We start from the raw sequence: 26,644 nt of genomic DNA on the forward strand, positions 1-26,644 counted from the left end.
ATTCATCATGAACAACATCCTGCTTTATGTGGTCACTGTGCTCATTTGGGGCTCAACTTGGCTGGCGATTGAGTTTCAACTAGGTAGCGTCCCCGTGGAGGTATCACTGTTGCTGCGCTTTGCCATAGCAGCGCTATTGATGTGGGGGTATGTGCTCATCAAGCGCCTCCCTATGCGTTTTAATCGCCGCGATCATGTCTTTTTTGCCTTATTGGCATTGTGCAATTTTGGCGCGAATTATCTTATTCTCTACTGGGCACAAGCCTACCTAACCTCGGCACTAGCCTCGATTGCGTTCAGTATGCTGTTGTTGATGAATATCATTAATACCAAGCTGTTTTTCTCTCGCCCCATCGCCAAACGCATTTATTTTGGCGCCCTACTGGGCGTGGTAGGGATTGCCGTACTGTTTTGGCCGGCAATTTCGTCGTTGGATTTAAACAATGGCGTATTAATTGGTCTGCTGCTGGCGTTATCGGGCACCTTAGTGGCATCGTTAGGGAATATGGTCAGTGTTCGTAACTCACAAGCCGAGGTCGGAATTTTACAAGGCAATGCCTGGGGCATGTTGTATGCCACCCTAGGTTTAAGCTTGTATGTGATACTCACTGGCGCCAGTGTCGATTTCGCAGCAACCACAATGAGTTACTGGCTATCGCTGCTTTACTTAAGTACCTTTGGTACGGTCATCGCCTTTGCCTGCTACTTCGTGCTATTAAAAAATATTGGCCCTGAGAAAGCCAGCTATGTGATCGTCTTATTCCCGCTCGTAGCGGTGGTACTGAGCACTCTATTTGAAGGCTTTGTATGGCAAGCGAACACCGTATATGGCTTTGCCTGTGTACTGCTTGGCAATGCCATTGTGCTCACGCCAGTGCACAAAATAACGGCTCGCTTTCGTAAGCCCCGTGTTACCGAGGTACCACAAAAAGCAGTGCGTCCGCTTGGCAGCTAATCACAGCGGGCGTGGTGCCAAGGTATTCGCCATCGGCTTCAATACCCAACCCTACAGTTGTCACCTCACAGCGCTTTATAACCGCTGTGGTGATCTGTGCAAGTCGGGTATGCGCGCCAAAGTAACTAAATAATAGCGCCACAGCTTGGCGCAGTGGCGCGCCTTGAGCAACGCTGAGGTAATTTAGAGCGCCGCTTGTCACATTAGCATCCGGCGCGACCTTCATGCCACCACCAAAAAACTGACCATTGGCAAAGCAGCACATCAGCTGGCGTTGGTTAGTCACCTTGCCATCAATTTCTACCCTGACCTGTGGGTTAGAGTAGGTATACAAGTGCCTAAGCCCCTCCCAGCTATATCGCCAACGGGCTAATCGGCCTTTTTTGTTCTGCGTTGCGCGCACCACCTCAGCGTCATAACCAACTCCAGCCACATTAACAAAGTAACGATCGTTAATTCGCCCTAAGTCGATACGCTGTGCCGGCGCCCGTAAAGCTGTAGCTAACCAATGCGCTTGGCTAACACGCCACTGCCGAGCAAAGTCGTTGCCACTGCCACAGGGGATCAATGCCACCTCAACAGCGGTGTAGGCAAACGCATTGACAACCAAGTGTAAGGTGCCATCGCCACCGAGCACCACAACCCTTGTTAAACCATTGCTACACGCTTTCAAACGTTTTAAGTCACGCGCAAAATCCCCAGACGTAGCCAAGCAGGAGTAACCAATAGACGCTTGCTGCAAACATTTTTCGAGTTGGTCGAGCAACTTTTTTTGGTAACTGGGGTGATAGACCACCAACCAAGATGAACAAGTCGGCAAATGGACACCTTAAAACAAATATGTTTTATCTGAATAAATATGCAGCCTATTTTAATACAGAAAGCTTATCAAGCTTTAAACCCTTAATATAATAAGGATCAAGGTAAAAGCATACAAATATAATCATGCATAAAACACGCTAAAGCGAAACTTAACAAAAGCAAAATATATAAGAAAAACTTATGCGAAAGGGCCAAAATTTATCGTTTTATTTTTAACCACTTCAGCCTCACAATAGCCATGTTTTCAGACACAGACATAGCGCGGAGCAACCAAGATGAACCCAGTAAACACATTAAACCAAACGGCAGCAAGCCAAGTCGCAGTGAAGCCCAGCAAGCGTAAAGCAAAAATGCTGGCAAAGTTAAACCGCTTCGGTAAGGAACTCGCTCTTAGTGGCGTCGTTCGTTACAAGTAATAAGTTAGATTAATGTTACTTTGGGTGTAAGGCACCAACCAGCTTTACACCCTCAACCTTCCCCCATCACAGTCTAAAATACCCTCTATTTCACTGAATTAGCACAAAAATCAAGCAAACGACCGTTTTTCTATTTACACCTGCGTTTTGCCTCAGTATTATCCTAGCCCATGGAGAGATGGCAGAGCGGTTGAATGCACCGGTCTTGAAAACCGGCATGGGTTAATAGCCCATCTAGGGTTCGAATCCCTATCTCTCCGCCACATTTTACAAACTGATTCGCGCCGGAGAGGTGGCCGAGTGGCTGAAGGCGCTCCCCTGCTAAGGGAGTATAGGGTTTGTAGCCCTATCGAGGGTTCGAATCCCTCCTTCTCCGCCATTAGTTATAAGAGAACCGCCTTTACGGCGGTTTTTTTATAACTAAATTTCGAGTAGGCGGACTTGGTGAGCCCCCTCCGTTCGACAAAATGTCCGGAACATTTTGAGCCGCGAAGGCGCCCGTAGGGACGAGTGTATGGATACACGAGTGCTCATCCCGAGTCGAAGCCATTAGTTGAGTTAAAAAACCGCACATTGTTGCGGTTTTTTGCTTTTCGGCGTCCAGTCGCAAGCGTCCAGCCTTCGGCGTCTCAGAACTGCGAAGCAATACTTCGATTTCTTCGACCCTTCTCCGCCATTAGTTATAAGAGAACCGCCTTTACGGCGGTTTTTTTATAACTAAATTTCGAGAAAGCGGACTTGGTGAGCCCCCTCCGTTCGACAAAATGTCCGGAACATTTTGAGCCGCGAAGGCGCCCGTAGGGACGAGTACAGGGCGTGCGAGCGCCTATCCCAACAACCGCTATCAAAACCCGGTCATCTTACGCGCGGGTTTGCTATCACTAAATTTCCAGTAGGCGGACTTGGTGAGCCCCCGTAGGGGCGAGTACAGGATGTACGCGCGCTTATCCCAACAACCGTTATCAGAACCTGGCCTTTACTTTTTCACCACGTTTGCCACCATAGCGCCCCATTATCAGCAGCGATGAATATTCACTATGCTATTACATACCCAAGACGCAGAGTCTAGCCAGCAACTTTATCAGCACCTTGTCGGTGCCATCACCCCTCGTCCTATTGCTTGGGTCAGCACCCGCAGCGCCACTGGCGTCGATAATATCGCCCCTTACTCATTTTTTAGCGTGGCCAGCTGCCAACCGCCGGTGTTATCAGTTACTCATGTGACACCTCGCACAGGAGAGCCGAAAGACACATTGAAAAACTTGCTGGCAACCAAAGAATGTGTGGTCAATATTGTCACTGAAGACTTGCTCACGGCGATGAATCAAAGCTGCGCCAACTACCCGAGTGATATCAGTGAATTTACGGCCGTGGGTATTGATAAGCACACTAGCCACAGTGTATCCGTGCCAGGCGTTGCCGCTGCGCCAGTACGCTATGAGTGCACACTGCGAGAGGTGATTGAACTTGGCTCAGAGCCGGGAAGCGGGCAAATGATGTTGCTCGACGTTAAAACCATCGACATTGATGATGCTCTGTTGGTCGATGGTCGCATCGCACCGGAACGTTTGCCTACTATAGGTAAGCTAGGTGGCGATGCCTACGCGCATACCACCCGTCAAAGCGTGCTTAGTCGCCCAGTACTCGATTAGCAACGCTGAGTAACGCCGCAATATCTTGCTCATCATTATAGATGTGCGGTGAAATACGAATACCCAAGCGGCGCTCATCGACGCTGATACAGGCTTTGTTTAGTTCCGCTAGCAGGGCCTGTTGGTGGCGTCCGCCATGGACAATCAGGGTACCACTGCGCTTCTCGGGCTCCTTCGGCGAGACAATCCACTGCTGCAGGTGCGACCACAGCAATTGTTGCATGGCCAGGTTATGGTTACGCACCTTATCGATGCCGTACTCATTGAACCAGCTAATACTGTGCGCGGCCAAAACATAAGGTGCAATATTGGGGGTGCCGCCCCAAAAACGTAAGGCACTGGGATGGTAGTCAAAATGATGAATATCAAATTCAAAAGGATTGCTGTGGGAAAACCAGCCCACGTCTTTGGGCTGACAGTGCGCTAATTGCTGCTCACTAACCCATAAGTAAGCGGCTCCTGGCCCACCACAGAGCCATTTTACGCTCGAGCCGATCATAAAGTCGGGTGCCACTGCGGTTAAATCCAAAGGGATCACCCCCGCTCCCTGAGCTACATCGATTAGCGACAACACTCCACGCTTTTTCGCGTACTCACAGATATGAGCAACCGGGGCCTGCTGCCCAGAGTTGGAATACACCTGACTAACAAACACCAAATCAACCTCAGTGTCTAAGTAATGCTGCCATACCTGAGCATCACTGACATCTTCGTGAGCCGGTATAAATCGCAGCTGACAATCCTCAGGTAAGGCTTTTTGCAGCACAAAGCCCATGCTCGGGAAGTCTTGCTCACTGAGCAGCACTTTGCACCCACCTCTCGTTAGCCGTGGGTGGGCCATCAGCAGCTTGGTCAATGCACTGGATAAATTAACCTGCGGGCAAAATTGCCCAGCAGAGCTATTAAACAACCTCGCGAGTGCTTGAGTAAACTGTTCAATAACCTGCAGCCATTGTGACCAAGGCTCTTGTTGGCCCTGCTGCCAAGGCGCAAAGAACGCCTCATTGAAGGCGTGCTGTGCGGTTGTTAATGGCCGACCCACCGAGTGGCTGAGTAAGTAGGGCCCTTGAGGCAAGGCAAAGGTATCTTTCATTAGTTGTCCACCAACGCCGTTAATGTGGCGATATCGTGATAACGGGTGTGAATATCATCGCGCTCACGCGCGGCGCGCTTATCGCGCAGATTAGCGAGTTCGGCTAACAGCACAGGTAAGGGCGGTCCACCGGCCGTTACCTTTGTTTGATGCTGGCTACCAAGATTTTCATTAGGAATACGAATATACTTATCAACCAGCTGGTTATGGTGCTGAATTGCCGTTTGCCCATGCAATTTACACACCCTCAAAAATGCTCTGAGGTTTTGCTGAAACCAGGAACTGCTATGCTGCTGCGGTGCCACCGCTAAAAACTCATCCATAATCGATGGCAAACGCATGCAATTGCGCAGTACGCGCTGATCCTCTGGCATCATGTATAAAAACTTCTCTACCAGCATTTGTGAATAAGCCGGTTCATTGGCACAACATAACCCCAACAACATATCGATCACGTTAATACCAGCAAAATCACCGGCATTGGCGCCCCGATAGACTTCTTTGCCAACCCGGTAAGGCTTGTAATAAGGGCGCACGGCATAAAAGAACTGCTGTGCATCAAGGTGTTGAAATAAATAGCGGTTACTTTCCAGTACATCTTTTAGCGCTTGTTCGGCCACTAACAATAAATCAGGAACCACAGGGTGAGAAATGCCCAAGGGCTGGATACGCAACAACGCATCGGCGGCCCGCTTGAAGGCCACTATGCCCTTAGTGTTGTAGTCAACAAACAAGCGTTCATCGGGCAGATCAGTAAAGCGTTTATATTGGCCATTGATAGCGCGATTATGGGTGGTTAAATGCGCCGTTGCAAAACGAGGGGTAACGCCTATGGACGCGCCAATGTGCATGGCCAGAGTCGACGCTTGTTGCAGCGGAGAATGCGTTTCTCGTGACGGCTCGGTGATTTCATGACGCCGACACGCCGCCATATATAAGCCAACATTGCCGAGCAAATCAAAGGCACTATCGAAGCCCTCATCGGTATTGCCCTCATCAACTAAATTAGCTATTAACGCGTCTCCTTCGTCTGTGAGTTGCTGCTTCAGTGCATCGCCGACACCATGGACATTGGCACGATCGGCCTGTACTTGGTAGCGCTGTTCTAATTGATTATTAATTTCGACAAAGCGACTGCGGATCCAGTCATCAAATTGCTGTGCGTGCGGTGTCATAGGAGCTACAAAAATATTGCCTTACATAAGGTAAAAATAGCATAAAGCCGGTGGTGCTTTTTATTAACCTCCACTAACATAAACACATAAAAATAATAAAAATCACCATTTAACAAATGATAAATAGCGATAACCACTCAAAAATCAAAATAGATGCCAAGGACCTGCAGTTGCTTGCGCTGCTGCAAGACAATGGCCGGATGAGTGTCAGCGAGTTAGCGCAGCGCGTTAATCTGTCAGATACTCCTTGTATTCGCCGCATCACTAAGCTGCAGCAAGCCGGCTATATTCGTGGTTACCATGCCCGTTTAAATGCCCAACAACTGGGGTTTCATGTTACCGTCTATGCGCTTATTAAATTACAGCAAAACTCCGCTCAGGCTGCCGATAACTTCGAAAGCCAAGTGGATGGCTTTTTAGCGGTGCAGGAATGTGCGGTGATCACCGGTGAGTACGATTATTTGCTAAAAATTATTGCCAAAGACCTTGGTGACTACGAACACTTCGTCAAACATACTCTCGGAGGCCTTGCGGAGATTGCCGCCATTGACTCCACCGTGGTTTTAAAACAACGCTTCTCTCGCTGGCAGCTGCCGCTGTAGTTGTATATACAGGGTTGCTCGCTATCCGCTAGCTGTCAGTGCAGTGCTTTGGTATGCTGCTAACTTGGATTGATGGAGTACTCCCATGCGTATCGTTATTTTTATGCTGATGTTGATCAGCGGTGTAGGCCACAGCAGCGAAACTTGCCTCGATATAGTCACCGATGTCGACACCATAATGGCGGCGAAAGAACAAGGCCGCTACCGCTACGCCATTGGTGATGGCCAAGCTGCGGTTGATATCAGCGACAACCCCAGCTTTGCTACCTATTTACGCCGTGCCAATCAGTGGCTAAAGACACACAATCCCCGCGCCCACACTCCTTGCCCCGTAAAAACAGCCACAGTGCAACTGCTGCAGCAGCAACAACAGCTTCCTGCCAATACTCAAGTGCATCATTTACTCAGTCCGTTTGAGCTGCGTCAGCATAATAATGACAAGGTCGCGTTGCTGTTTCACGGCCTCACAGACTCCCCTTTTAGCTATCATAGCCTCGCGGCCTATTTCTATCGCCAAGGTTTCACCGTGCGGACAGTACTGTTACCAGGCCATGGCAGTGCCGCAGCTCAGCTTCAGGACGCCGAGTTTTCGCAGTGGCAGCAACTTGCTCGCTATGCCATAAACCGTGCCGCTAACGAGTTCGAACAGGTGGTGATTGGCGGCTACTCAACCGGTGCGGCGTTAGCCATGGCCGAGCTTGTAGCCGAGCCTGATAGAGCCAATATCCGCGCCCTTATGCTTTGGTCTCCCGCCAGTGAACCACATAATAAAAATGGCTGGCTAGCAAAGTGGATTGATCGGGTTCCATTCGTAAACTGGATCGATAAAGACGCTGACATAGATTTCGCCAAATATGAAAGCTTTCCTTTCGCTGCCGCAGCCCTAGCCCATCAAGCCATGTCGCGTATTAGTCAAGATACGCTGACTGAAGCCGAGCTGCCCAATATTCCGTTATTTGTTGTTCAAAGCGAGGTCGATACCACCATTGATGCACGCGCGACCTTAAATATGCTTAAGGTATGGCATGACCCACAAAAACGTCCGCAAACCCGGCACGATATGTTGGTGTTTTATGGTCAACAACAAGCTGCCAAAGCATTGTTAGGGGCCGCGTTTGATATTCGCAGTTATTCATGTCAGCGTGGACAGCCTCCTTGTGAGGACGTTATTGATATCTCTCATATTGGTGTGGTCAACGCGCCACAGCACCCGTACTATGGCCGGCAAGGGCTTTATCGTAACTGCGGCAGCTATTTAGAGGATGATGCCCGCTACCGCCAATGCAAAGTGGGTGAGGTGATCGTCGGTGAGCGCACCGCCGCTAACCTCTCGCAGCAGCGGCCGCTCAAGCGCCTGACCTATAACCCGTTTTATGCGCAGCTAGAGCAAGATATGAGCGCGTTTTTAGCTCGGGTCATGCACTAACATGGCGGCACTGACGCATCGCTTCTTTACGTCGGTCACCGAGGTTGGACAACCCACTTGGCAACGTTTTTTCAGCGCTCACCCTTTTAGCCAATATTCGTTTATTTACGCCCTAGAACAATCCGGGAGTGCCTGCGCACAATCCGGCTGGCAGCCCTACCATCTAGGTTTATACCGAGGTGAGCAGCTGGTCGCCCTATGTATAGGCTATATAAAATCTCACTCTTATGGCGAGTATGTATTTGATTGGAGTATTGCCGAGGCCTATCAGCAATACGGCTTTGACTATTACCCTAAATGGCTTAGCGCCATCCCCTTTACGCCCATCACCGGCCCGCGTATCGCTTACCGTGATATTGACCCACAGCAAGCGGCTATCGCTCTCGCCAACGCCCTAGATCACGAAGCCGAGCAACAGCAATGGTCGGGATGGCATATCAACTTTTACAATGACGACGTCAGCCAACACTTGGCACATCCCCCTTTACTAAAGCGTCAAACCGTACAGTTTCAGTGGCGCAATCATGGCTATAACAACTTTGAGCACTTCTGTAGCGCACTGAAGTCTCGTAAGCGCAAGCAAGTGTTAAAAGAACGAGCACAGATTGCGGCGCAGCAGTTGCAGGTACAAGTGCATCAAGGCCGGGAAATTAGCCCCGAGTTAATGCATGCAATGATCCGCTTTTACCAGCAAACCTACCTCAAGCGCTCAGGCCACCTGGGCTATTTAAGCGCAAACTTTTTCACCCAGCTACTCACGCTGATGGCTGACCACTTGGTCATTATCAGCGCTTGGCACCAAGGCACCATTGTCGCCGCAAGCCTTTATCTGCGCGACCAGCAAACCTTGTACGGTCGATATTGGGGTTGCGATGAGCAATTCCAGCACTTGCACTTCGAACTATGCTATTACCAAGGTATTGAATTGTGTATAAGCGAGGGGCTAACAACCTTTAATAGCGGCGCTCAAGGGGAGCATAAAATCGCCCGTGGCTTTGCGCCGATTTACACCCACTCCTGCCATCGCTTTTGTGACAGCCCATTCACTGCCGCATTAACGGACTTTGTGGCTCGCGAAAGTGCGCAGCTGGACTTGTATAGACAACAATGCTTAGCGCTTAGTCCGTTCAAAGTGCAGTAACTGATTATTCGCAGGCATCGCTACATCATCAATCAAGGTCAGCCCCGCTTGCTTGGCTAAGGCGACCAGCCATTGTTGCTCCCTAATACCACTGCGTGGATCGCGTTGTTTGAGCATGGCATCAAACTGTGCATTGCTAGCACTGGTGAACTGACCTTGATACTTAAAAGGCCCGTAAATACATAACTGGCCATGTAATGGCAAGTGCTCACTAACCCCTGCAAAGAACGCCTCAACCAGCGCTTCGCTGACAATATGAAGGGTATTGGCAGTGAACATACCATCTGGTTGCGATACCGGCCAAGGCTCGCCAATATCGAGAGACAATGGCGGTAACAGGGTGTCACACTGTGCCTCTTGCAGCCATAGCTCGATGCCATCATGGTTAGCAGGTAAGTCGCTGGTTTGCCACAATAAGTGCGGCAATCGAGGAGCGAAAAAAGCAGCGTGCTGGCCAGTGCCCGAGCCAATCTCAAGCACCTGCTCAGTATTTTTAAAAATACGCTGTAATTGCGCCAATATTGGCGCTTTATTGTTTTCACACGCCTGTGAAAAAGGTTTATTGATGCTCATCTTCAGCCAAAGTATGTAGGAAGAAGTTAAACTCAAGGGCTTTCTCTTGCAGGCTTTTGAATCGCCCAGAAGCCCCACCATGACCCGACTCCATGTCGGTTTTAAATAACAATAGGTGATTATCGGTTTTGTACTCGCGCATTTTCGCAACCCATTTCATCGGTTCCCAGTACTGCACTTGTGAGTCATGCAGCCCAGTGGTTACCAAAATATGGGGATAATCTTGCGCCTTGATATTATCGTACGGGGAATAAGCCGCGATGGTTTGATAATCGCCCTCATCGTTGGGGTTACCCCATTCATCATACTCGTTAGTGGTCAGCGGAATGCTCTCATCCAGCATGGTGGTCAGCACATCAAGGAAGGGCACATGACAGCCAATCGCACGATACAAATGCGGAGCCTGGTTAATGACCGCCCCCATCAGCAGGCCACCGGCACTGCCGCCGCTGGCGAACACTTTATCCTCAGCACCATAACCCTTGGCAACCAGCGCCTCGGTAACATCAATAAAGTCATTGAAGCTATTTTGCTTATGTTTGAGCTTGCCTGCTTCATACCATTGCCGGCCCAGCATCTCTGAGCCACGAATATGCGCAATAGCATAGACGAAGCCACGATCGAGTAAACTCAGGATGGTGCTGGAAAAGCTTGGATCGATAGTAATGCCATAGGCACCATAACCATACTGTAACAGCGGGTTGCTGCCATCGCCTTTAAATAAATCACGACGGTATACCAGAGAAACAGGCACTTGCTCACCGTCACGCACAGTGATAAACAAGCGTTCGCTGGCGTAGTCATCGGCATTAAACTCACCCACCACCTGCTGCTGCTTCAACAAGGTTTTCTCACCCGTGGCTAAATCAAACTCAAACAAGCTACCCGGCGTTGTTAAGCTCGAATAAAACACCCGCGCCTTGCTCACATTCGGTTCGGGATTCATGGCCACACCGGCAAAGTAACAGGGGTCGGCAAATTGCAGTGGCACCGGCGACCCCGTCGCCATGCCTTGGCGGTGCTGGTACACCACAAAGCCTATCTGCCCTTGCTGGCGCTCGGTGAGCAACCAGTAGTGCTCAAACAGCTCGACACTCTCTAACAGCACATCCTCGCGGTGGGCAACGAGCTCTTGCCATTGCTGTAAGTCGGCTAATTGCGTGGCAGTGGCTTGCATAAAACGGAAGTTCTTCGCCTGCCAATTACTGACGATATAAAAGTACTCACCTAGCTTATCAATATCATACAGGTGCCCTTGGGTGCGCGGCAGCAGCTCCGTTACTGGAGCACACGGATTATCGGCATCAATAGCGAAGGTATGGCTGGTTTCTGTGGCTTCTAAATCGATAAAGATCAGGCTCTCGTCACGGCTTTTGCCCAGCCCCATGTAAAAGCTGCGGTCACTCTCTTCGTATACCAGTACGTCTTGCTCTTGCGCCGTACCTAAGCGATGACGAAACACCTGATAACCCAGCAGTGTTTGTTCATCTTTACGCACATAAAAAACTGTTTGGTTATCGTTGGCCCAGACTACTTGGCCTTCGGTGTTAGTGAGGGTGTCGCTAAGCAGCTCACCGGTGGCGAGATCCTTAAAAGCCACGGTGTAGATACGTCTTCCCGAGGTATCTTCGGCATAGGCAAGAAGCTGCTCATTGGGGCTCACTGCCACCTCACCTAAATCATAGAAGTCATGGCCTTGTGCAAGCTGATTCACATCCAACAGCAGGGTTTTATTATCACCACTAAAACTGGTGGCACGAAAATGTCGGCCGTACTCTTCATCACCACTGACTTCGCTGTGATACCAATAAGCGCCATCTTTGACCGGCACGGTATTGTCGTCTTTCTTTATGCGCCCTTTGAGCTCGGCGAACAGCTGTTGCTGGCGCTGCGCAGTTGACGAAAGCATTTGCTGACAATAACGATTTTCCGCCTCTAAGTGCGCTAGAACTTCGGGGTTTTCACGCTTATCGTCACGCATCCAATAGTAATCATCTTGGCGCTGCTGACCATGGTGGGAAAGTAAGTGGGGAACCTTTTTGGCGATGGGTGCTTGCACAAATGACCTCAATACACTGAAACTGAGCCGTCAGTGTATCATTTGCTCAACAGGGCGACTATTCCTCTACTTCTTGCCAAGCTGTTTGCCAATTTAAGCCAACGCCTGGTTCGTATTGATCGTGGTTTTTACCACCCAAACGACACAGTTCGGTATACGGCCAAGGCTTGCAACGGTACACCTTTCCAGTCGCTAAATGCAGTACTCGGTCACCAGCGCGATAGGACTCGTGGTTAACAGGAAAAATGTGATCATAGCCGGAAGCCATTTCTCCTACCTGATCTTGGCTTTTAGCTACACAGTTATAATTAATGACTACTTCAGTAATGCCACAGCGACTACTGGCATAAATTTCATTACCACGATAGCCAACAATCAATCCTTGCTCGGTCATGCGCCCAGCCTGCATTAAAGGAATATGAGTGTTAATGTATTGCGCCACTTCACGGGACCAATTCTGAGGTTCCCCTTGCTGGTCCGATTCAATATTGATGACAAAACTGAGATCTTTGACTAGCCCTTGGGTGTCGTATACTTCTACTTCAACCACGTCGCCACGAAACAACTGGGTATGACTACTGAGCGTGCCCACGCTGATCCATTCACTTTCGGGTAAAGACTTCACCATTGCAAACCTCACAATTTGGCTTTCCTAAACAAACCAGGTAGCAACCCAATAAAGCTTAATTAAAACTTAAAGGTAACTTAATTTTTAACCAGCTGAAAGATTAATATTCTACTTTCACCCTTTGCCATAGCGCAATAAAGTATTGGTTTATTGAAGCAATATAATACTTTGATACTAAAAAAGGGAAGTCTCCTTCCCTTCTATTAGTTGCTTACGCCTTTGCCGCTTTTGGCCTGCGACTGAATAACTGCCAGAACTTAACAAATGCTCGGCGCACATCAGCGAGTATCATATATAAGCAAGGTACCAAAATGAGTGTCAGTAACGTTGCGTACATTACCGCAAAGCCTAATGCTACGGCCATAGGGATGACGAATTTAGCTTGTAGGCTGGTTTCGAACATAATGGGTAGGACACCGGCAAAGGTAGTAATCGACGTCAGGGTAATAGCACGAAAACGGGCGCAGCCACCCTCAACCACTGCCCTGGCCGTGCTGTGTCCTTCACGGCGCGCTTGGTTGACAAAGTCAGTCATTACCAATGAGTCATTGATAACCACCCCGGCGGCGGCGATTAGGCCGAAGAAAGACATGGTACTGAGGTCAAGACCGAACCAAAAATGCCCCCACAATGCCCCTGTTAAGCTGAACGGGATCACCGACATCACAATGAATGGCTGGCTATAACTCTTCAGCGGCACAGCCAAAAGAATATAAACAATGATCATTCCCGCAATGAAAAACAGCACTTGCTCATTTGCCTGTGCTTGCTGCTCTTCAATGGAGCCGCCAAGCTCTGTTTTAACCGAGGGAAAGTCCTCTTTTAGCTGTGGCAGTAGGTCTTCTTTAATGCGTTTAACAACGGCTGTTGGCTCCACCATTTCTTCATCGATGCTGCCATACACATAGACGGTGCGGTAACCCCCCTCGCGGCGAATATAGCTCACGCCCGGGCGCTCTTGAAGTTCAACCACATCACCTAACATCACTTCTTGACCGCTAGGAGTCATCACTACGGTGTGTTTTAACGATGAGAACGCCTCGCGCGTGAGTTTAGGGTAACGCACCATCACCCGTACTTCTTCACCATTGCGGATCACCCGTTGCGCTTCACCACCATAGAAACTTGCCCCAACTTGATTAGCAATATCTTGCAAATCTAGACCCAAGTCATAGGCCACTGGCTTGAGACTAAGCTGCACTTCCTTGCTTGCTGGGTCGATGGTTGAACTAATATCAAACAACCCCTTTTGCTGTTGCAGCATGGAGATAAACTGACGCCCAGCGACATTAAGCGTATCAATATCGGAACCAAACAATAGGTAACCGAATTCGCCGTCCCCTCCCGGGTTACCGTTGACATCATCTTGGATAGTCAGTGATTTAATGCCGGCTATTTCTGGCATAGCTTCGCGCCAACGGCGCGACAATTCAAAGGCGTTATAAGGGCGAATTTCTTCTTCAACGAGTGGCGCCAATACCGTGGCTTCCGTGCGGCCTTGGTTAAACACCAACAGATCACGCACCATTTTTTGCCCAGCTTGTTGTTCGGTTTCGCGATCAACTTCACGCACCATGGCTTCAATTTTTTGCACCGCTCGGATAGTTTGCATGTCCGAGGCATTATCGTTCATCTCGATATTAATTTGCGGGAAGTCATGCGGCACTTTTGGTGTAGGAACCATACGCACATGGTTGCTGGCTATAAGTGTAAAACTGAGCACTAACATACCGAAGAAACCTAATAGCACCACCCAACGCCACTCGATGCACTTTTCTACCGTGCGTCGGTAAGGGCCATTAACGAAAGCAAAGAACCGAGTATTAAAGCGCGTTCTGAACCCATCTTTTTTAATAGGTGGGAACTTAGTATGAGCGATGTGCGCGGGTAAAATCAGTTTTGATTCAATCAAGCTAAACGCCAAACACGCCATCACTACCACGGCGATACCGAAGAAGAAGGCTCGTTCAGGACCACTTGATAATGTAAACGGCGCGAATACCGCCATCGTAGTAAGCACCCCGAAGGTCGCCGGTGTGGCGACACGTTTAGCGCCGCGCACCACATTTTCAACGCCACCGCCTTTTCTCTCAATTTCGGTATAGGCACTTTCGCCTATGACAATGGCATCATCCACCACGATTCCAAGTACCATGATAAAGGCGAATAACGATACGATATTGATACTAATGCCAAATAACGGCATGGTCATCAGGGCACCCAAGAAACAGACAGGTAAGCCCACCATCACCCACAGAGCCAATTTAAAACGTAAAAACAAGCTCAACATAATGGCCACCAAAATGGCCCCTTGGAACAAGTTTTTCAGCATCATGTCCAAGCGCGCATTGAGGTAGTAAGTCATATCCATCAAGGGGACAAGACGCACTCCAGAGGGGAGCGACTCATTCTTACTGTCGATATAGGCTTTAACCGATTCGGCCACAGGAATCATATTTTGTTCTTTGGTTGCTTTCACACTGAGGTAAATGGCGTTTTTACCATTGAACTTGAAATAACGTTCACCCTCGGTGAAACCGTCTTTTATTACCGCCACATCTTGCAGTAAGACCTTCGCGCCATTAGCACCAACTTTCACTGGAATAGAGCGAAACTCCTCACCAGAGTATGACTGCGCCTCTACACGCACAGAGATAATGCCGGCATCGGTACGTAATTGACCAGCGGAGAAGTTAGCCGAATAACGCCTTACCGCACTGGCCACATCATTAAGTGTGAGGCTATAACGGCGCAAAGTATCAGGCTTGATTTCAATAGCAATCTCATCGAGTGGCACATCGCTTTGCACCAACGACACATTGCTTAGCTGTAGTAACTCATCCTCAATGTTATTGGCTATAGGCTTGAGTTCTGTCAGAGGTAAATCAGCCACCAAAGACATGCCTATGACATCTTGGCGGAATTCTACTTGGCTAATGGTGACAGGCTCCATTCCCGCAGGAAAGGTCGCGATGCCATCAACACGCAGCTTAACTTTATCTAAAACATCGGTGAGCTCAACATCTGGGTCTATCTCTAACTGCGCGCTTCCTGAGTTGCGAAAAGCACGATACACCCCTTTTTCGATTTCAGTGACATCCTTAAGTGACTCTTCAATTTTGATCAGGATGCTTTCTTCAATCTCTTGTGGTGAGGCTCCCGGGTAATTAGCCTGAACGGTGATATAGTTGACTTCAACATTGGGAAACATCTGCCGCTGGATGGTGATGTAACTCACAATACCCATGATGATAATGAATAACATCATCAAGTTGGCAGCCACAGGGTTATTGGCAAAGTAAGCGATAATGCCGGTTTGTTTTTGCTGTTGCATTATCGGCTCCTACAGTTGATCCGTTGTCTTGGGGCTATTTTCAGAGCTATTTACAGCTCCGGCAATACGCACTTCCATGCCTTCTTGCGGGTACTCAGGCAAAGTGATAACCACACGGTCGTCAGCATCAAGGCCACCACTGATCAGAAAAAACTCATCTTCTTCACGTACCACTTTGACTTGTCGAGGTTGCAGCAGGTTGTCTTTATTCACCACCCACACCGTCTGGTTATTCACCAGCTCTTGCGGCAGGCGGAAAATCTCTTTCAAAGTTTGTCCGGCGAACTGCACTTGCACATAGCTGCCAAACTTCAGCTTAGGCAATTGCCCGTGCATAGCGTAGGGATCGTTAACACGCACCACCAAGTTACTCATACGCGTAGCGCTGTCGACCACGCCTAAATCGCGATCGATCACGGCACTGCGAGTGAAACCGTTTAACCCCTCCCGGATAATGGTGGCCGGCGTGCCAGCAACACGCTGTGGTAAAAAGGCACTGTCAAAACCAGCCACGGGGACAATCACTTCCGCCGTCTCGATATTGTTAAGTTCAGCTACTTGGCTACCAACAGAAACGAACTGTCCTTGGCCTACGTTTCGGCTGATCACTAAGGCATCGTAGGGGGCGCGGACTTCGCAGTTGTCTAAATCACGCTGAGCACGCTTTAACGCTGCTTCTGCTGATTTAACAGCAGCTTTGGCGCTGAGCACCTGAGGTTCACGCAGGAATAATGCTGAACGCTTTACACCCGGTGTACGGGCAGCTTCGTCTTTGGCGACGTCTTGTTGTGCTTGCTCTTCAATTAATGCCGCTTGGGCCCGAGCAAGCTCTGCTTCGGCTTGTAATACCGCAGCTTCATAGTTATCTTTTTCAATAGTGAACAGCAGCTCGCCACGCTCAACAATACCGCCTGCAACAAAGCGTTCGTTCCAGCTTACCACCTCGCCGGTAACCTGCGCGGCAAGCTGAGTGCTTTCAAGAGGCTGTACCTCACCATATGTGGATAGCAACACTTGATGATCGTTGGCCGCAAGCTGCTCTACCTCAACGACTGGGCGTGTATCAACTTGCTTGGTCTCATCTGGCTTCTTTGCCGACACCATAACAGCGGCTCCAGCAAGCCCTGTTACTAACACGACTCCCAGCGCCACCAACAACTTTTTCAGTACCTTGTGCATACCCACTTACCTTGATAAATCTATACTCACGTTATATTAACAAGTTGCCGTGTATAAGTAAGGTGACATTTGTAAGGAAGTATTACTACTTTGCAGTTTCTTTACACCACGGCATCACCTGTAGCCATGACCGATAATACGTATCAACGAGATGGAGAGATTAGGTGACTTGAAAGGGCGACAAGAGAGGGCATAAAGTGGGGTATCTAAACGATGAAAAAGGCTGCATACGGGCAGCCTTTTTTACTTCGAACTTATGCCATAGCAGGACGATGACGGTAATATTGAATACAGGCTAATTGCGCTGCATTGGTCAATAAGATCATCACAAAGTTAAGAATATGCGACACGCTGGGCGCCGCCATATAAAGTTCAGCCGTCAGACCAAAGCACCCTGCCAGAAGCTGCAACATAAAATAGCGCGCACTCAAGTTACTAACATCACCACTGCGCAAAGTTTTATAAGTTTGTGGCATAACGCGAATTGAGCTCATAACCAGACCAACATACGTCAGAGCGATAAGCAGACTATCGGCATCAACGTAAGGGCTAGCCAATAAAGAGAACGGCGCCACGCTGAATAGTAGCATGTACAATAATTGCTTACGCTGCTTGGCTGCGGCATCGTAACGAAGAAAATAGTACAAAATAAGGCTACTGAGCATACCGGTCACCACAAAAGGTAAAACCATGTAGTAACGCTCAAAAAATAGGTTGAAGGCAATAAAGTAAATACTTTGCGCTACGCCAAAACTCATCATAAGCAAAGAAAGCCCAGAAACACTGCGGTTTTTGCGAACTTTATTTAGCATCGGCATAAAGCTAAAAGCTAAGATAAAAGACGAAATAATGGGCAAATACTCAGTCAAAGCAACCTCTTTTGTTGAACTAATCGTTAAAATAGAAAACAAGCCGTTAATAAACAAACAATTAATGTAAACACATGATTATTAACAACTTTTTTAAGGCGCGCATTGTATAGATGCTAGCCAACTAAGCAATAGCAATACGGCACTCAACGCACCATGCAAACGTAAAGATATAATTACATTTTCAGCTTATGTTTACGCTTAACGAGTATGGTTGTATTATTTTTGATAATCGTTATTATTTGCATAACCGTCAGAAAGCTCGCTTAGTCCCATGCGTAAAACCCTATTTAAAATTCATAGCTGGTTAGCTCTTGCTGCCATGCTGCCATTACTGTTGATCAGTATCACTGGTGCTATTTTGGTGTTTAAAAGCGAAATAGATGGCTGGCTAATGCCGCAAAAACACTTTGCCGTCGCCAATACTGAACAGCGGTTGTCGCTTGATACGCTCACCGAGCGCATCGAACAACGTTATCCAGAACACGTTATTGCTGCGTGGGAAGTGTTTGATAATGACACTGCAGATAGAGTGTACACAATCAAAAAAGGCACCGAGGATTGGTACAAGTTCCACGTCAATCAATACACTGGCGAGACACTTTCTGAACCTGTTAGCACCACACATTACATTACCGATTTCTTGGTAGAGCTACATTACACCTTTATGCTCAATGACTTGGATTCTTTACCAGGACAAACAGGAACAGTACTGGGGTTTTTCTTCGCACTGTTCTTACTGGTGTTAGGGGTTACGGGACTTATCATTTATCGCAAATTTTGGCGTCGTTTGTTCACTTTACGCTGGCGAGCAACGCTGCAAATTGTGCTCAGTGACATTCATAAAATGACGGGGGTTTTTGGCTCTCCCATTCTCATTATTTTGGCGATCACCGGGGGCTACTTTAACTACGCTGTGTGGTATCACGAAGTAATTGAACATGCCGATGAAGAGCACCCTGTGGTGATGAACAAACAACATTCGGCAAACTTATCACTGCAGTCATTAATGGATGACAGTCGCACACAAATTGCCAGCTTTAAGCCAACTTTTATCACGTTACCTCATGAGGGAGATGACCATATTACCTTTTGGGGAGAAGTCGACAGCAGCAATCCGCTTTTCAGTGAATACGGTAATATGGTGACTTATAACCGTGACACAGGTGCCCATATGAGCAACTGGGATATCCGTGAGGTAGCATTTGGTTGGCAATTAATCGATAGCTTTCGCAAGTTACACTTTGGCTATTTTGCCGGTCTTGTTAGCAAAATCATCTGGGCAGTGATCGGTTTAAGCCCAGTTTGGTTGGCGGGCACAGGGTTTTACTTGTGGTATGTGCGAAGCCGCCGTAAGAAGGCTTCTAAGCGCAACCGTCGTGCACAAACACACCACAAGCGGGCTTATAGCTAGGCAAAAAAGCCATTAGAACCAAGCGCGCTGGTCGGTTTCGATATGAAATAACAGTCGATCGGCCAGCATCCGTGCTTGCTGCTCAGGCATAAATGGCAAGGTGAGACGCTTTGAAGCAAACTGAATACTAATGGTTGCGACCTGAGCTTTGGCCATTAATGCTGTTTGCACCACGCTGACCTGCTGCGCTTTAAAGAGCTCACACACCGTGAGCACACTGCCAATTAGGCCACTGCGATGGATTAGAAACTCCTGCCCTTGATGACTGACTAACTGCCAGCCAAGGCGCTTGTATATACAATAATGGTAAAGCGCTAAAGGCAGTATTAACAGCGCTAACGCAATGAACGCCCAATGCATAAAAACCGCCAATGAACAACTCACTGTAGCTAACGGCAATGCGGCAAATAAACCGACGCGATGCCAAAAGTAGCGCCGAGATACCGGCTGCAAATCACTATCATAGTTAGCAAACCAAGGAAACATCGTTGCCATCATCTGGGTCATCTGCGCATGCGTTAACACCGGCAATAACAGCGATTGCTTATCCTGCTGGTGTTTCGGGCCGAACGTAGCCACTTGCGCAAAACTCAGGGTATAACGGCGCAATAATACCGCGACCCAGTTTTGCTTAATGGTCGCGCTTTGCACCTTGGTAAAACGCATACTGAGTTGCTGGCGCTCTAACAACCCAGCAACTCGACGAAAACGGGCCTGCTCGATAAAAAGTTCAAAATTATAAAACCGTAATAACGCCATGATCACTGAACCACCGACAGTAAGTATCACTGCGGCGATAAGCAAAGTGATCAGGGTTAACTCTTCAGCGTATGCAGCCAAGAGGTCGTGAGCATTGAAAAAGGCATCTAAGTTAGCGATCACCAGTTGCTCAAATAGTCCATCGACCATATTCGCAATAGGCATGAGGGCCGCTAGCGCCAGCAATGCCATATTCGACATTAACCCATATTTGGCCACTTCATGGTTCGGCAAGGCTAAATCAGCCGAGGTTGCTACTTGAGCCTCTTGCTCTGTATCGCCCTCCACTTCATCACTGCGCTGCTTCGACGCTAAAATAAAGCGACGTAGTTGCTGCGCATAGGCATTACTCAAGGCGGGTAAGACTATCTCTTTGTCACTGCTACCAGCAGCGTCAAACTGGCAGTTTGTTCTTCCCAGAGGAGCAAAGTAAAAAGGCGTGGCAAGGTTAATATTTTGCACCCGTGTAAAACGTAACGCCAGACGCTCTTTAGTAAACACACCTTTATGAAGCAACACTTGAGCATCGCCTTGCACCCGAAAGCGAAATGTTGCGTAATAAGCACAGCCATACGCAACTAATGCCAGCAGCGCGATTCCTCCACCCCATGCTGCCCAAAATATCTTACGTTCAACATTTACAACAAAGAGCACCAAGACCGGCAACATATTTAAGAAGCCATCAGCGATAAGTCGGTAACCGGTATTCACAATGAAATAAAGAATCGCCCATGGGCTCAAGCGCTGCCACTGCTGCGCTGGTTCAGCCGTATTGCTGCTATTATTGCTCATCGTTGTGGTACTGCTGTATAACGTCGCGCAGGGCTTGGTTTTGTTGATGATGCAGTCCACTCATGGTTAGGTCGGCAGCAAAACCACCGGCACTAAATAACTGCAAGGTACTTACAGACCAGAGCCGCTCAAGTGGCCCATGATGAATTTCGCTGTGCTGAATACGAGCAAAAGGAAGTAGGGTGGTTGTTCGCCAAATAACCCCCCGTTGATACATCACATCATGCTCGCGAATCGCATAACCGCTATGGCGATAAGTAAGGTACTGCCAGAGTATGTGTAGGCATGCATAAGCTGGGAGAACGTAGGGCAACCAAGGCCGCAAAGCGGCAAAATCAAGCGGTCGCAAATAGGCAACAGCGGCTGTAGCAACGAGCAACCCCACTAACCACAACAAGGCCCTTGTTAGGCGATAACCTAACGCCGCTCCCGGCAAAGGTTGTAATTGCACGGTTTGGTGCTGTGGCAGGTGCTCAATCTGCTCATTACTAAATGACGAGCCCATAGACCGTTACTAGCCCCAGCGAATAATGGTTGCTAGTGTATGGCTTTGCTGCGCCGCAAGTTCAACTTTATCGTCAAGCACATTTGCGGCCTCTAAACACAGCATTTTGTGGTATTCGTCGTCCGCAAAGTTCGATAACCGCTGAGACTTATCTACCCAGGGGTTCCATAAAACACACGAACGCGAGTTTTCCCGGGCAACCTCAATGGTGCCGTCAGGGGTACGAATACGCTGCAATGGCTGTGCATCACTGTAAACCATATCGGTTTCACGGCCAAAGTGAACCACTTCTTGTTGCTCAAAGGGCCCTTCACCAAACTCGATGTACTGTGCCCCCTGCAAGCCGTCTACGGATGTTTGCGTAATATCTGGGGTCGGTAAGTAGCTATGCAGTGCTTGTGTTAGTTGCACTGGGCTGTCACCTAAGTTGGTGTTAGTCAACCGTACCTCGAGCTGTTTATCGCTCAGTACATATTCAACCTCTAACTTGGTGTTGTGAGGCCAATAGGTTTTATCCACCTGCGCCATCGGCAAAGACAAGCTGATGCGAATGGCGTCTTGTTCTTCTTTTACTTCTTCTGCACGCCATAACGATACTCGAGCCACACCATGAATGGGCCATTCGGGATTTTGATGCACTCCAAACCAAGGCCAACAGATGGGGATCCCGCCACGAATACTTTTGCCCTCTTGGTAATCCTCCTCGCTCGATACCCAAATAAGTGGTTTTTGGTTAGCTGGAGTGTATTCGGTCAGTTGTGCGCCTTGAAGAAAAATACGGGCTTGGCACAAGGGTGAATTAACCTGTAAGTATTCTAAACCCGACTCACATCGAGCAATAGTAACACTAGGTGAAAGCTGCATACTTCGTTCCTTCTTAAAAAAGCCAATGCAGCTTCACCATACCCAAATAATCATAATTAAGTAAATATATCGCGAAAATAATTCATCTCGCGGTCATGTTTTTACTTTGCATTTAGGTTTTAAAGCGCCCAACTAGAGCGGCCAATTGTTTCGCAAGCGCATCTAAACGCTGGCCACTGCTGTCTGTTTTAGTCGCCACCTCACTGACTTCATCAGCGGCGGTTTTAATCTCTACGACATTACGATTAATATCTTCCGCCACGTGCTGCTGTTCCTCTGCAGCCGTCGCTATCTGCGTATTGAGATCACTAATATCCATCACTGAGCGATTAATTTCCACAAACTGCTGTTGCGCCGCATTGGTTTGCTCAACAGTTTGGGTGCTGCGAGCCAAGCTTTGATTCATCTCCCCCGCAACCCTCTCGCTCATCGCTCTGAGCTTATCCAGTTGCGTGGCGATTTCTTCTGTCGATTGTGAGGTTCGTTGTGACAGCGCCCGCACCTCATCGGCAACAACGGAAAAGCCACGTCCATGCTCACCGGCACGGGCCGCCTCAATTGCGGCATTGAGTGCTAATAAGTTAGTTTGCTCAGCAATGGCACGAATAACATCCAAAATGGAGGTAATACTTTCGCTCTCTTGTGCGAGCTGGGTAATGTCACTTGCCGCCGAGGTAATCGCCTGCGACAACTCAGTGACACTGGCCACGGCTTCGGTAATGACTTCTTGCCCTTGCTCGGAGGCATCGCGTGTTTGCTGCGCTAAATCGGCGGCATTGGCACAACTTTGCGCCACTTCATTTGCGGTTGCCGCCATTTCGTTAATGGCCGTAGCAGCCATTGCAAGTGCCTGCTGCTGCTGGTCAGTATAACCGTTTAAGCTACTCGAAAGTGACAGCGAATGTGTTGCGGCCTCATTCACTTCTTTCGCGGTGTCATTTATTTGTGCCACCAACTTGGCAATAGAAGTTAAGAACACATTGAAGTTCGCTGCCAAAGCACCCGTCTCATCTTTCGAGCTTACTTGCAGCCGCTGGGTAAGATCGCCATCCCCTTCGGAGATATCCTCTAAGCCTTTGCTAACAGTAATAATTGGGCCGCTGATAAGCCCCGCTATGGTATTACCTAACAACGCAAATATCCCAGCAAGTACCAAGCAAACGATTATAATCGTCCACGTCATGGCGTTAGCCGCCGCCATCACCTCGCTTTGCGGTACTAAACCAATGAACTTCCAACCTAGCTGTGGCGAGGTATAGAGGTGGGCATAGTAGTCCTCACCGGCCAACGTCACCTCAAAGTCGCCATTACGGCTTTGCGCCAATTCGCTAAAAGCGCCGTTGCTGACTTGGGAGAATTGTTTAAAATTATGCTCTGGATCCTTAGGGTTAACTAATACCGTACCGCTATCTTCTACCAGCATGAGGTAACCCGACTCACCCAAAGTGATTTTTTTAACCATATCGGTGAGTGCCTTTAACGACACATCCATCCCCTGCACACCCACGACTTGCCCGCCTTCTTTCACCGCTTTTACGGTGGACACGATCACCGTATCATCAGCAGCCCAATAATAAGCATTGGTGCGCACCGTCTCGCCATTTGCATTTGCACCATGTTGATACCACGGACGTTGGGTCGGGTCGTAGCGAGGGCCAACTGCTGATTGTGGCCACTGAATATAGCCGCCCTCTTGGTTGCCCATATACACATAGGCAAGGCCTGGATGGGTTTCGCCAAAATGGCTAAACAACGTAAACGCCTGCCGCTCAATTTGCGAGCCAGCTAGCGCATCGAGTTCGCTGCTGGTGTCACTGTTTTTATACAGAGTGACATCCGTGGTTGCTGCCAACACTTTGGGGTGTGAGGCGAGAAAGTCCACATCTTTCACAACCTCGGCAAAAAACGAACTGAGGCCTCTATCAATCTGGATGACTTCGCGATTAGTTAAGTCTTGAAAGTTACTCAGCGCTTGGTCACGCGCTTGATTAATAACAATAACAGCAATGATACCCAGAGGTAGAATAATTGCACTGACAAAGGCCAGTAATAACTTGCTTCTAATACTCATAGTTGTATTGCGCTAGGTAATAATGATTAACTTTAGTTTCAATAGCCTAAACTCGCCACGTTTTTATAAACCTTAAACGTAACGGTTTTTATCAAGGGGGTGTAGTCCGCTTGGTATTTAAAGGTATAATGGCTGCTTTAGTCAGTTGGAGGTTGGAAATGCAAAAGTATGACGAGTTATTAATTGCCCTGCGTAAGGTCATCCGCGCCATTGATCTGCACTCCAAACAACTGAACAAAACGTCGGGCCTCACTGGCCCACAGCTGCTAATTATGCATGAAGTGGCACAAACCGACGGCATCACGGCCAGCCGCATTGCCCAAAATGTGAATCTTAGCCCGGCAACAGTCACCAATATTTTAGATAGGCTAGAGAGTCGAGCGCTGGTAAGCCGCGTGCGCAGCCAACTTGATAAACGCCGAGTGAGCTTATATTTAACCGAGCAAGGCAAAGCGCTGCTTGATCAGGCACCACAACCACTTCAAGATCACTTTATCGAGAAGTTCAGCAGTCTCTCTGAATGGGAACAAACTCTGCTACTTTCGTCGATGCAGCGCATCGCCGCAATGATGGACGCAGACAACATAGATGCCTCTCCGCTACTGGAAGTGGGTGCAATTACCCGTCAGGTTGACCCTGGAAAATCAGAATAACTCTAATATTAGTAAACACTTACACATTTCCCCAAAACGGTTCCTCTTGCTACACTAAAGCACGGTTTGGTATAGAGGGGTCGTATCTAGGATGATCCCTTAACGCCACTGGCCAGTATTTAATCTGGTTAATCAACTTCGAAAAATTCAAATACTTAGTCTAGGCTAAGTGATTATGGCAACAACATAGGGCAATTATGACTACGTTCAAGAAGACCGCATTGGCTCTTGCCATTACCTGTGTTTCTGGCACCGCAATGGCGAACCCAGAAATGGAGGCAATGAAGGAGCAACTGGCACAGTTGCAAAAGCAAATGCAGCAGTTGCAGAAAAAGCTTGATGCCGCTGAGCAAAGTGCAGAGCAACAAGCACAGCAGCAAGAAGAGATTAATACCCGTATTGCTCAACAAGAACAGCAGCTTGAGCAAACAGTGGCGATGGAAAAGAGCGCCGAGAAAGAAGATGGCATTCATGTTGGTGGTGCAGTACGTACTAACTTCAGCCATACCTCTTACGATGATGATAATAAAAATCGTGGCGGCGACTTTGACTTCGATATCTTCCGGTTAAATTTCTCTGGCGATATTGGTGATGTCGAGCTCAACGCTGAGATTCGCTTCTTCGACTACATGACGGCCGTGAAATATGCCTATGTTGGCTACGATTTCGCAGAAGACTGGCAAGTGCAGGCCGGTATTACCAAAGTGCCTTTTGGTAATTGGCCGTACAACTCACACAACTGGTTCTTCGGCACCACTTACTACATTGGTTTAGAAGATGACCATGACATGGGTGTGCTATTTAAGCGTAAAGTAGCCGATAACTGGCAGCTCGATCTTGGCTTTTTCAAAAATGATGAGCTAGGTGGCGTTGATGGTTACGTCGATAATCGCAGTGATCGTTACTCTTATGATGTTGTTGGCTTTAGAAATGTGGGTGATGGTATCTACGCAGAGCCAACCAACCCGATTGGTGAATACAACACCTTTTCAGGTCGTTACGCTTACCACTTAGAGCATGAAGGTGGCAAAACTGAGATTGGTGTTTCTGGCTTAGCCGGTGGCCTGCATGATGGTAATGACCGTGCCGGAGATTACCAAGCGTGGGCTGTACACGTAAATAGCAACATCGGCCCCTGGAACTTCCAGTTGCAACATGGTGACTACAACTACGATATCGACAACGTCGATCGCATGGCGGTAGGTGCTTACTCCTTCTATGACAGTATTGCCGCAGAAGCCACAATGACCAACGCCAACATTGCCTACAGCCTCCCTGTTGAGTGGGGTCCGGTCACCAGTCTGCAGTTTTACAATGACTACGGCATCATCTACGACAAGTCTGACAACAGCGAAGACACGTGGATGAACGTAACCGGCGTTTCTGTTGCCGCAGGCGGGTTATTCACCTACTTTGACTTAGTACATGCTAAGAATCAGCCATTTGTAGGGGGTTCTATTGCTGGTGACAGTGACGAAACAGAACGCCGCTTCAATATCAATATTGGTTATTACTTCTAAGTAGTGAGTGATTCAAAAAAAGGGCCTGATAGCCCTTTTTTATTGCCCTGTGCGACCCGATGTACCGTTATTTTATTTCACCGCACCTTAGATGGGTGTGAAGTCAGATATAACTAAATCTTATTTGAACAAACATTCAAAT

At 48.4% G+C, this 26,644-nt stretch carries 22 protein-coding genes and 2 tRNA genes; 11 read left to right on the plus strand and 13 right to left on the minus strand.

What is annotated here, in order from left to right; translation table 11 throughout:
• The first annotated feature begins 7 nt into the window (after positions 1-7).
• Positions 8-955, plus strand: coding sequence for a DMT family transporter (locus MHM95_RS16710; RefSeq protein ID WP_045979409.1), 948 nt, complete (start codon positions 8-10; stop codon positions 953-955).
• Here the strand turns inward: MHM95_RS16710 and MHM95_RS16715 are convergent.
• Positions 912-1,775: a diacylglycerol kinase family protein gene (locus tag MHM95_RS16715; RefSeq protein ID WP_239385832.1), complete on the minus strand. Its 864-nt coding sequence runs from the start codon at positions 1,773-1,775 to the stop codon at positions 912-914. The genes MHM95_RS16710 and MHM95_RS16715 overlap by 44 nt on opposite strands.
• A 277-nt stretch (positions 1,776-2,052) precedes the next feature.
• Between MHM95_RS16715 and MHM95_RS16720 the strand changes: the two genes are divergently transcribed.
• The 4 genes from MHM95_RS16720 (at position 2,053) to MHM95_RS16735 (ending at position 3,845) form a co-directional block, all read left to right on the plus strand.
• Complete coding sequence (locus MHM95_RS16720; protein ID WP_022944967.1) at positions 2,053-2,193, plus strand: hypothetical protein; 141 nt, start codon at positions 2,053-2,055, stop codon at positions 2,191-2,193.
• Positions 2,194-2,365: 172 nt separating this feature from the next.
• Positions 2,366-2,456: transfer RNA gene (locus tag MHM95_RS16725), tRNA-Ser, on the plus strand.
• 23 nt (positions 2,457-2,479) lie between these two features.
• Positions 2,480-2,572: transfer RNA gene (locus tag MHM95_RS16730), tRNA-Ser, on the plus strand.
• 658 nt (positions 2,573-3,230) lie between these two features.
• On the plus strand, positions 3,231-3,845 hold the full coding sequence (locus tag MHM95_RS16735) for a flavin reductase family protein (RefSeq protein WP_239385833.1): 615 nt from the start codon (positions 3,231-3,233) through the stop codon (positions 3,843-3,845).
• Here the strand turns inward: MHM95_RS16735 and MHM95_RS16740 are convergent.
• Positions 3,823-4,938 carry an aminotransferase class V-fold PLP-dependent enzyme gene (locus MHM95_RS16740; protein WP_239385834.1) on the minus strand — a complete coding sequence of 372 codons (1,116 nt, stop codon included), beginning with the start codon at positions 4,936-4,938 and terminating at the stop codon, positions 3,823-3,825. The genes MHM95_RS16735 and MHM95_RS16740 overlap by 23 nt on opposite strands.
• Positions 4,938-6,113, minus strand: coding sequence for a monodechloroaminopyrrolnitrin synthase PrnB family protein (locus MHM95_RS16745; RefSeq protein ID WP_239385835.1), 1,176 nt, complete (start codon positions 6,111-6,113; stop codon positions 4,938-4,940). Before MHM95_RS16745 ends, MHM95_RS16740 begins: the two co-directional genes overlap by 1 nt.
• A gap of 116 nt (positions 6,114-6,229) precedes the next feature.
• Between MHM95_RS16745 and MHM95_RS16750 the strand changes: the two genes are divergently transcribed.
• The 3 genes from MHM95_RS16750 (at position 6,230) to MHM95_RS16760 (ending at position 9,282) form a co-directional block, all read left to right on the plus strand.
• Entirely contained in the window at positions 6,230-6,715 is a 486-nt protein-coding gene (locus MHM95_RS16750) for an Lrp/AsnC family transcriptional regulator (protein WP_045979413.1), read from the plus strand.
• A gap of 85 nt (positions 6,716-6,800) precedes the next feature.
• Entirely contained in the window at positions 6,801-8,141 is a 1,341-nt protein-coding gene (locus tag MHM95_RS16755; protein ID WP_239385836.1) for an alpha/beta fold hydrolase, read from the plus strand.
• A 1-nt stretch (position 8,142) separates the two neighbouring features.
• Entirely contained in the window at positions 8,143-9,282 is a 1,140-nt protein-coding gene (locus MHM95_RS16760; protein ID WP_239385837.1) for a GNAT family N-acetyltransferase, read from the plus strand.
• Here the strand turns inward: MHM95_RS16760 and MHM95_RS16765 are convergent.
• From MHM95_RS16765 to MHM95_RS16790, 6 genes are all read right to left on the minus strand, one after another.
• Positions 9,253-9,849 carry a DUF938 domain-containing protein gene (locus MHM95_RS16765; RefSeq protein WP_045979476.1) on the minus strand — a complete coding sequence of 199 codons (597 nt, stop codon included), beginning with the start codon at positions 9,847-9,849 and terminating at the stop codon, positions 9,253-9,255. The genes MHM95_RS16760 and MHM95_RS16765 overlap by 30 nt on opposite strands.
• Complete coding sequence (locus tag MHM95_RS16770; protein WP_239385838.1) at positions 9,842-11,914, minus strand: S9 family peptidase; 2,073 nt, start codon at positions 11,912-11,914, stop codon at positions 9,842-9,844. The genes MHM95_RS16765 and MHM95_RS16770 overlap by 8 nt, the downstream gene beginning before the upstream one ends.
• Positions 11,915-11,972: 58 nt before the next feature.
• On the minus strand, positions 11,973-12,542 hold the full coding sequence (locus tag MHM95_RS16775) for a hypothetical protein (RefSeq protein ID WP_022944957.1): 570 nt from the start codon (positions 12,540-12,542) through the stop codon (positions 11,973-11,975).
• Between the two features lie 211 nt (positions 12,543-12,753).
• Entirely contained in the window at positions 12,754-15,876 is a 3,123-nt protein-coding gene (locus MHM95_RS16780) for an efflux RND transporter permease subunit (RefSeq protein ID WP_239385839.1), read from the minus strand.
• Between the two features lie 9 nt (positions 15,877-15,885).
• Positions 15,886-16,980, minus strand: a complete 1,095-nt coding sequence (locus MHM95_RS16785) for an efflux RND transporter periplasmic adaptor subunit (protein WP_238319660.1) — start codon at positions 16,978-16,980, stop codon at positions 15,886-15,888.
• Between the two features lie 329 nt (positions 16,981-17,309).
• Positions 17,310-17,924 (minus strand): PQ-loop domain-containing transporter, encoded by a 615-nt coding sequence (locus MHM95_RS16790; protein WP_040643146.1) that lies wholly within the window; start codon positions 17,922-17,924, stop codon positions 17,310-17,312.
• A 274-nt stretch (positions 17,925-18,198) separates the two neighbouring features.
• Between MHM95_RS16790 and MHM95_RS16795 the strand changes: the two genes are divergently transcribed.
• Positions 18,199-19,338, plus strand: coding sequence for a PepSY-associated TM helix domain-containing protein (locus MHM95_RS16795; RefSeq protein WP_239385840.1), 1,140 nt, complete (start codon positions 18,199-18,201; stop codon positions 19,336-19,338).
• Positions 19,339-19,350: 12 nt separating this feature from the next.
• Here MHM95_RS16795 and MHM95_RS16800 read toward each other — a convergent pair whose 3' ends face one another.
• The 4 genes from MHM95_RS16800 to MHM95_RS16815 all read right to left on the minus strand — a co-directional run bounded on the left by MHM95_RS16800 (position 19,351) and on the right by MHM95_RS16815 (position 24,329).
• Complete coding sequence (locus MHM95_RS16800; protein WP_239385841.1) at positions 19,351-20,889, minus strand: PH domain-containing protein; 1,539 nt, start codon at positions 20,887-20,889, stop codon at positions 19,351-19,353.
• Positions 20,879-21,394 (minus strand): PH domain-containing protein, encoded by a 516-nt coding sequence (locus MHM95_RS16805; RefSeq protein WP_022944951.1) that lies wholly within the window; start codon positions 21,392-21,394, stop codon positions 20,879-20,881. Before MHM95_RS16805 ends, MHM95_RS16800 begins: the two co-directional genes overlap by 11 nt.
• A gap of 9 nt (positions 21,395-21,403) precedes the next feature.
• Positions 21,404-22,258, minus strand: a complete 855-nt coding sequence (locus tag MHM95_RS16810) for a D-hexose-6-phosphate mutarotase (protein ID WP_053911049.1) — start codon at positions 22,256-22,258, stop codon at positions 21,404-21,406.
• Between the two features lie 112 nt (positions 22,259-22,370).
• Positions 22,371-24,329 carry a methyl-accepting chemotaxis protein gene (locus MHM95_RS16815; protein WP_022944949.1) on the minus strand — a complete coding sequence of 653 codons (1,959 nt, stop codon included), beginning with the start codon at positions 24,327-24,329 and terminating at the stop codon, positions 22,371-22,373.
• 158 nt (positions 24,330-24,487) lie between these two features.
• Between MHM95_RS16815 and MHM95_RS16820 the strand changes: the two genes are divergently transcribed.
• Together MHM95_RS16820 and MHM95_RS16825 are read left to right on the plus strand one after the other, a co-directional pair.
• Positions 24,488-24,982, plus strand: coding sequence for a MarR family transcriptional regulator (locus MHM95_RS16820; RefSeq protein WP_022944948.1), 495 nt, complete (start codon positions 24,488-24,490; stop codon positions 24,980-24,982).
• 197 nt (positions 24,983-25,179) lie between these two features.
• A complete protein-coding gene (locus MHM95_RS16825; RefSeq protein ID WP_239385842.1) occupies positions 25,180-26,502 on the plus strand; it encodes a porin in 1,323 nt (440 codons plus the stop codon).
• Positions 26,503-26,644: the final 142 nt, after the last annotated feature.

This window comes from Pseudoalteromonas sp. CnMc7-15 (genome assembly GCF_022347925.1).
In the GTDB taxonomy this organism is placed as follows: domain Bacteria; phylum Pseudomonadota; class Gammaproteobacteria; order Enterobacterales; family Alteromonadaceae; genus Pseudoalteromonas; species Pseudoalteromonas ruthenica.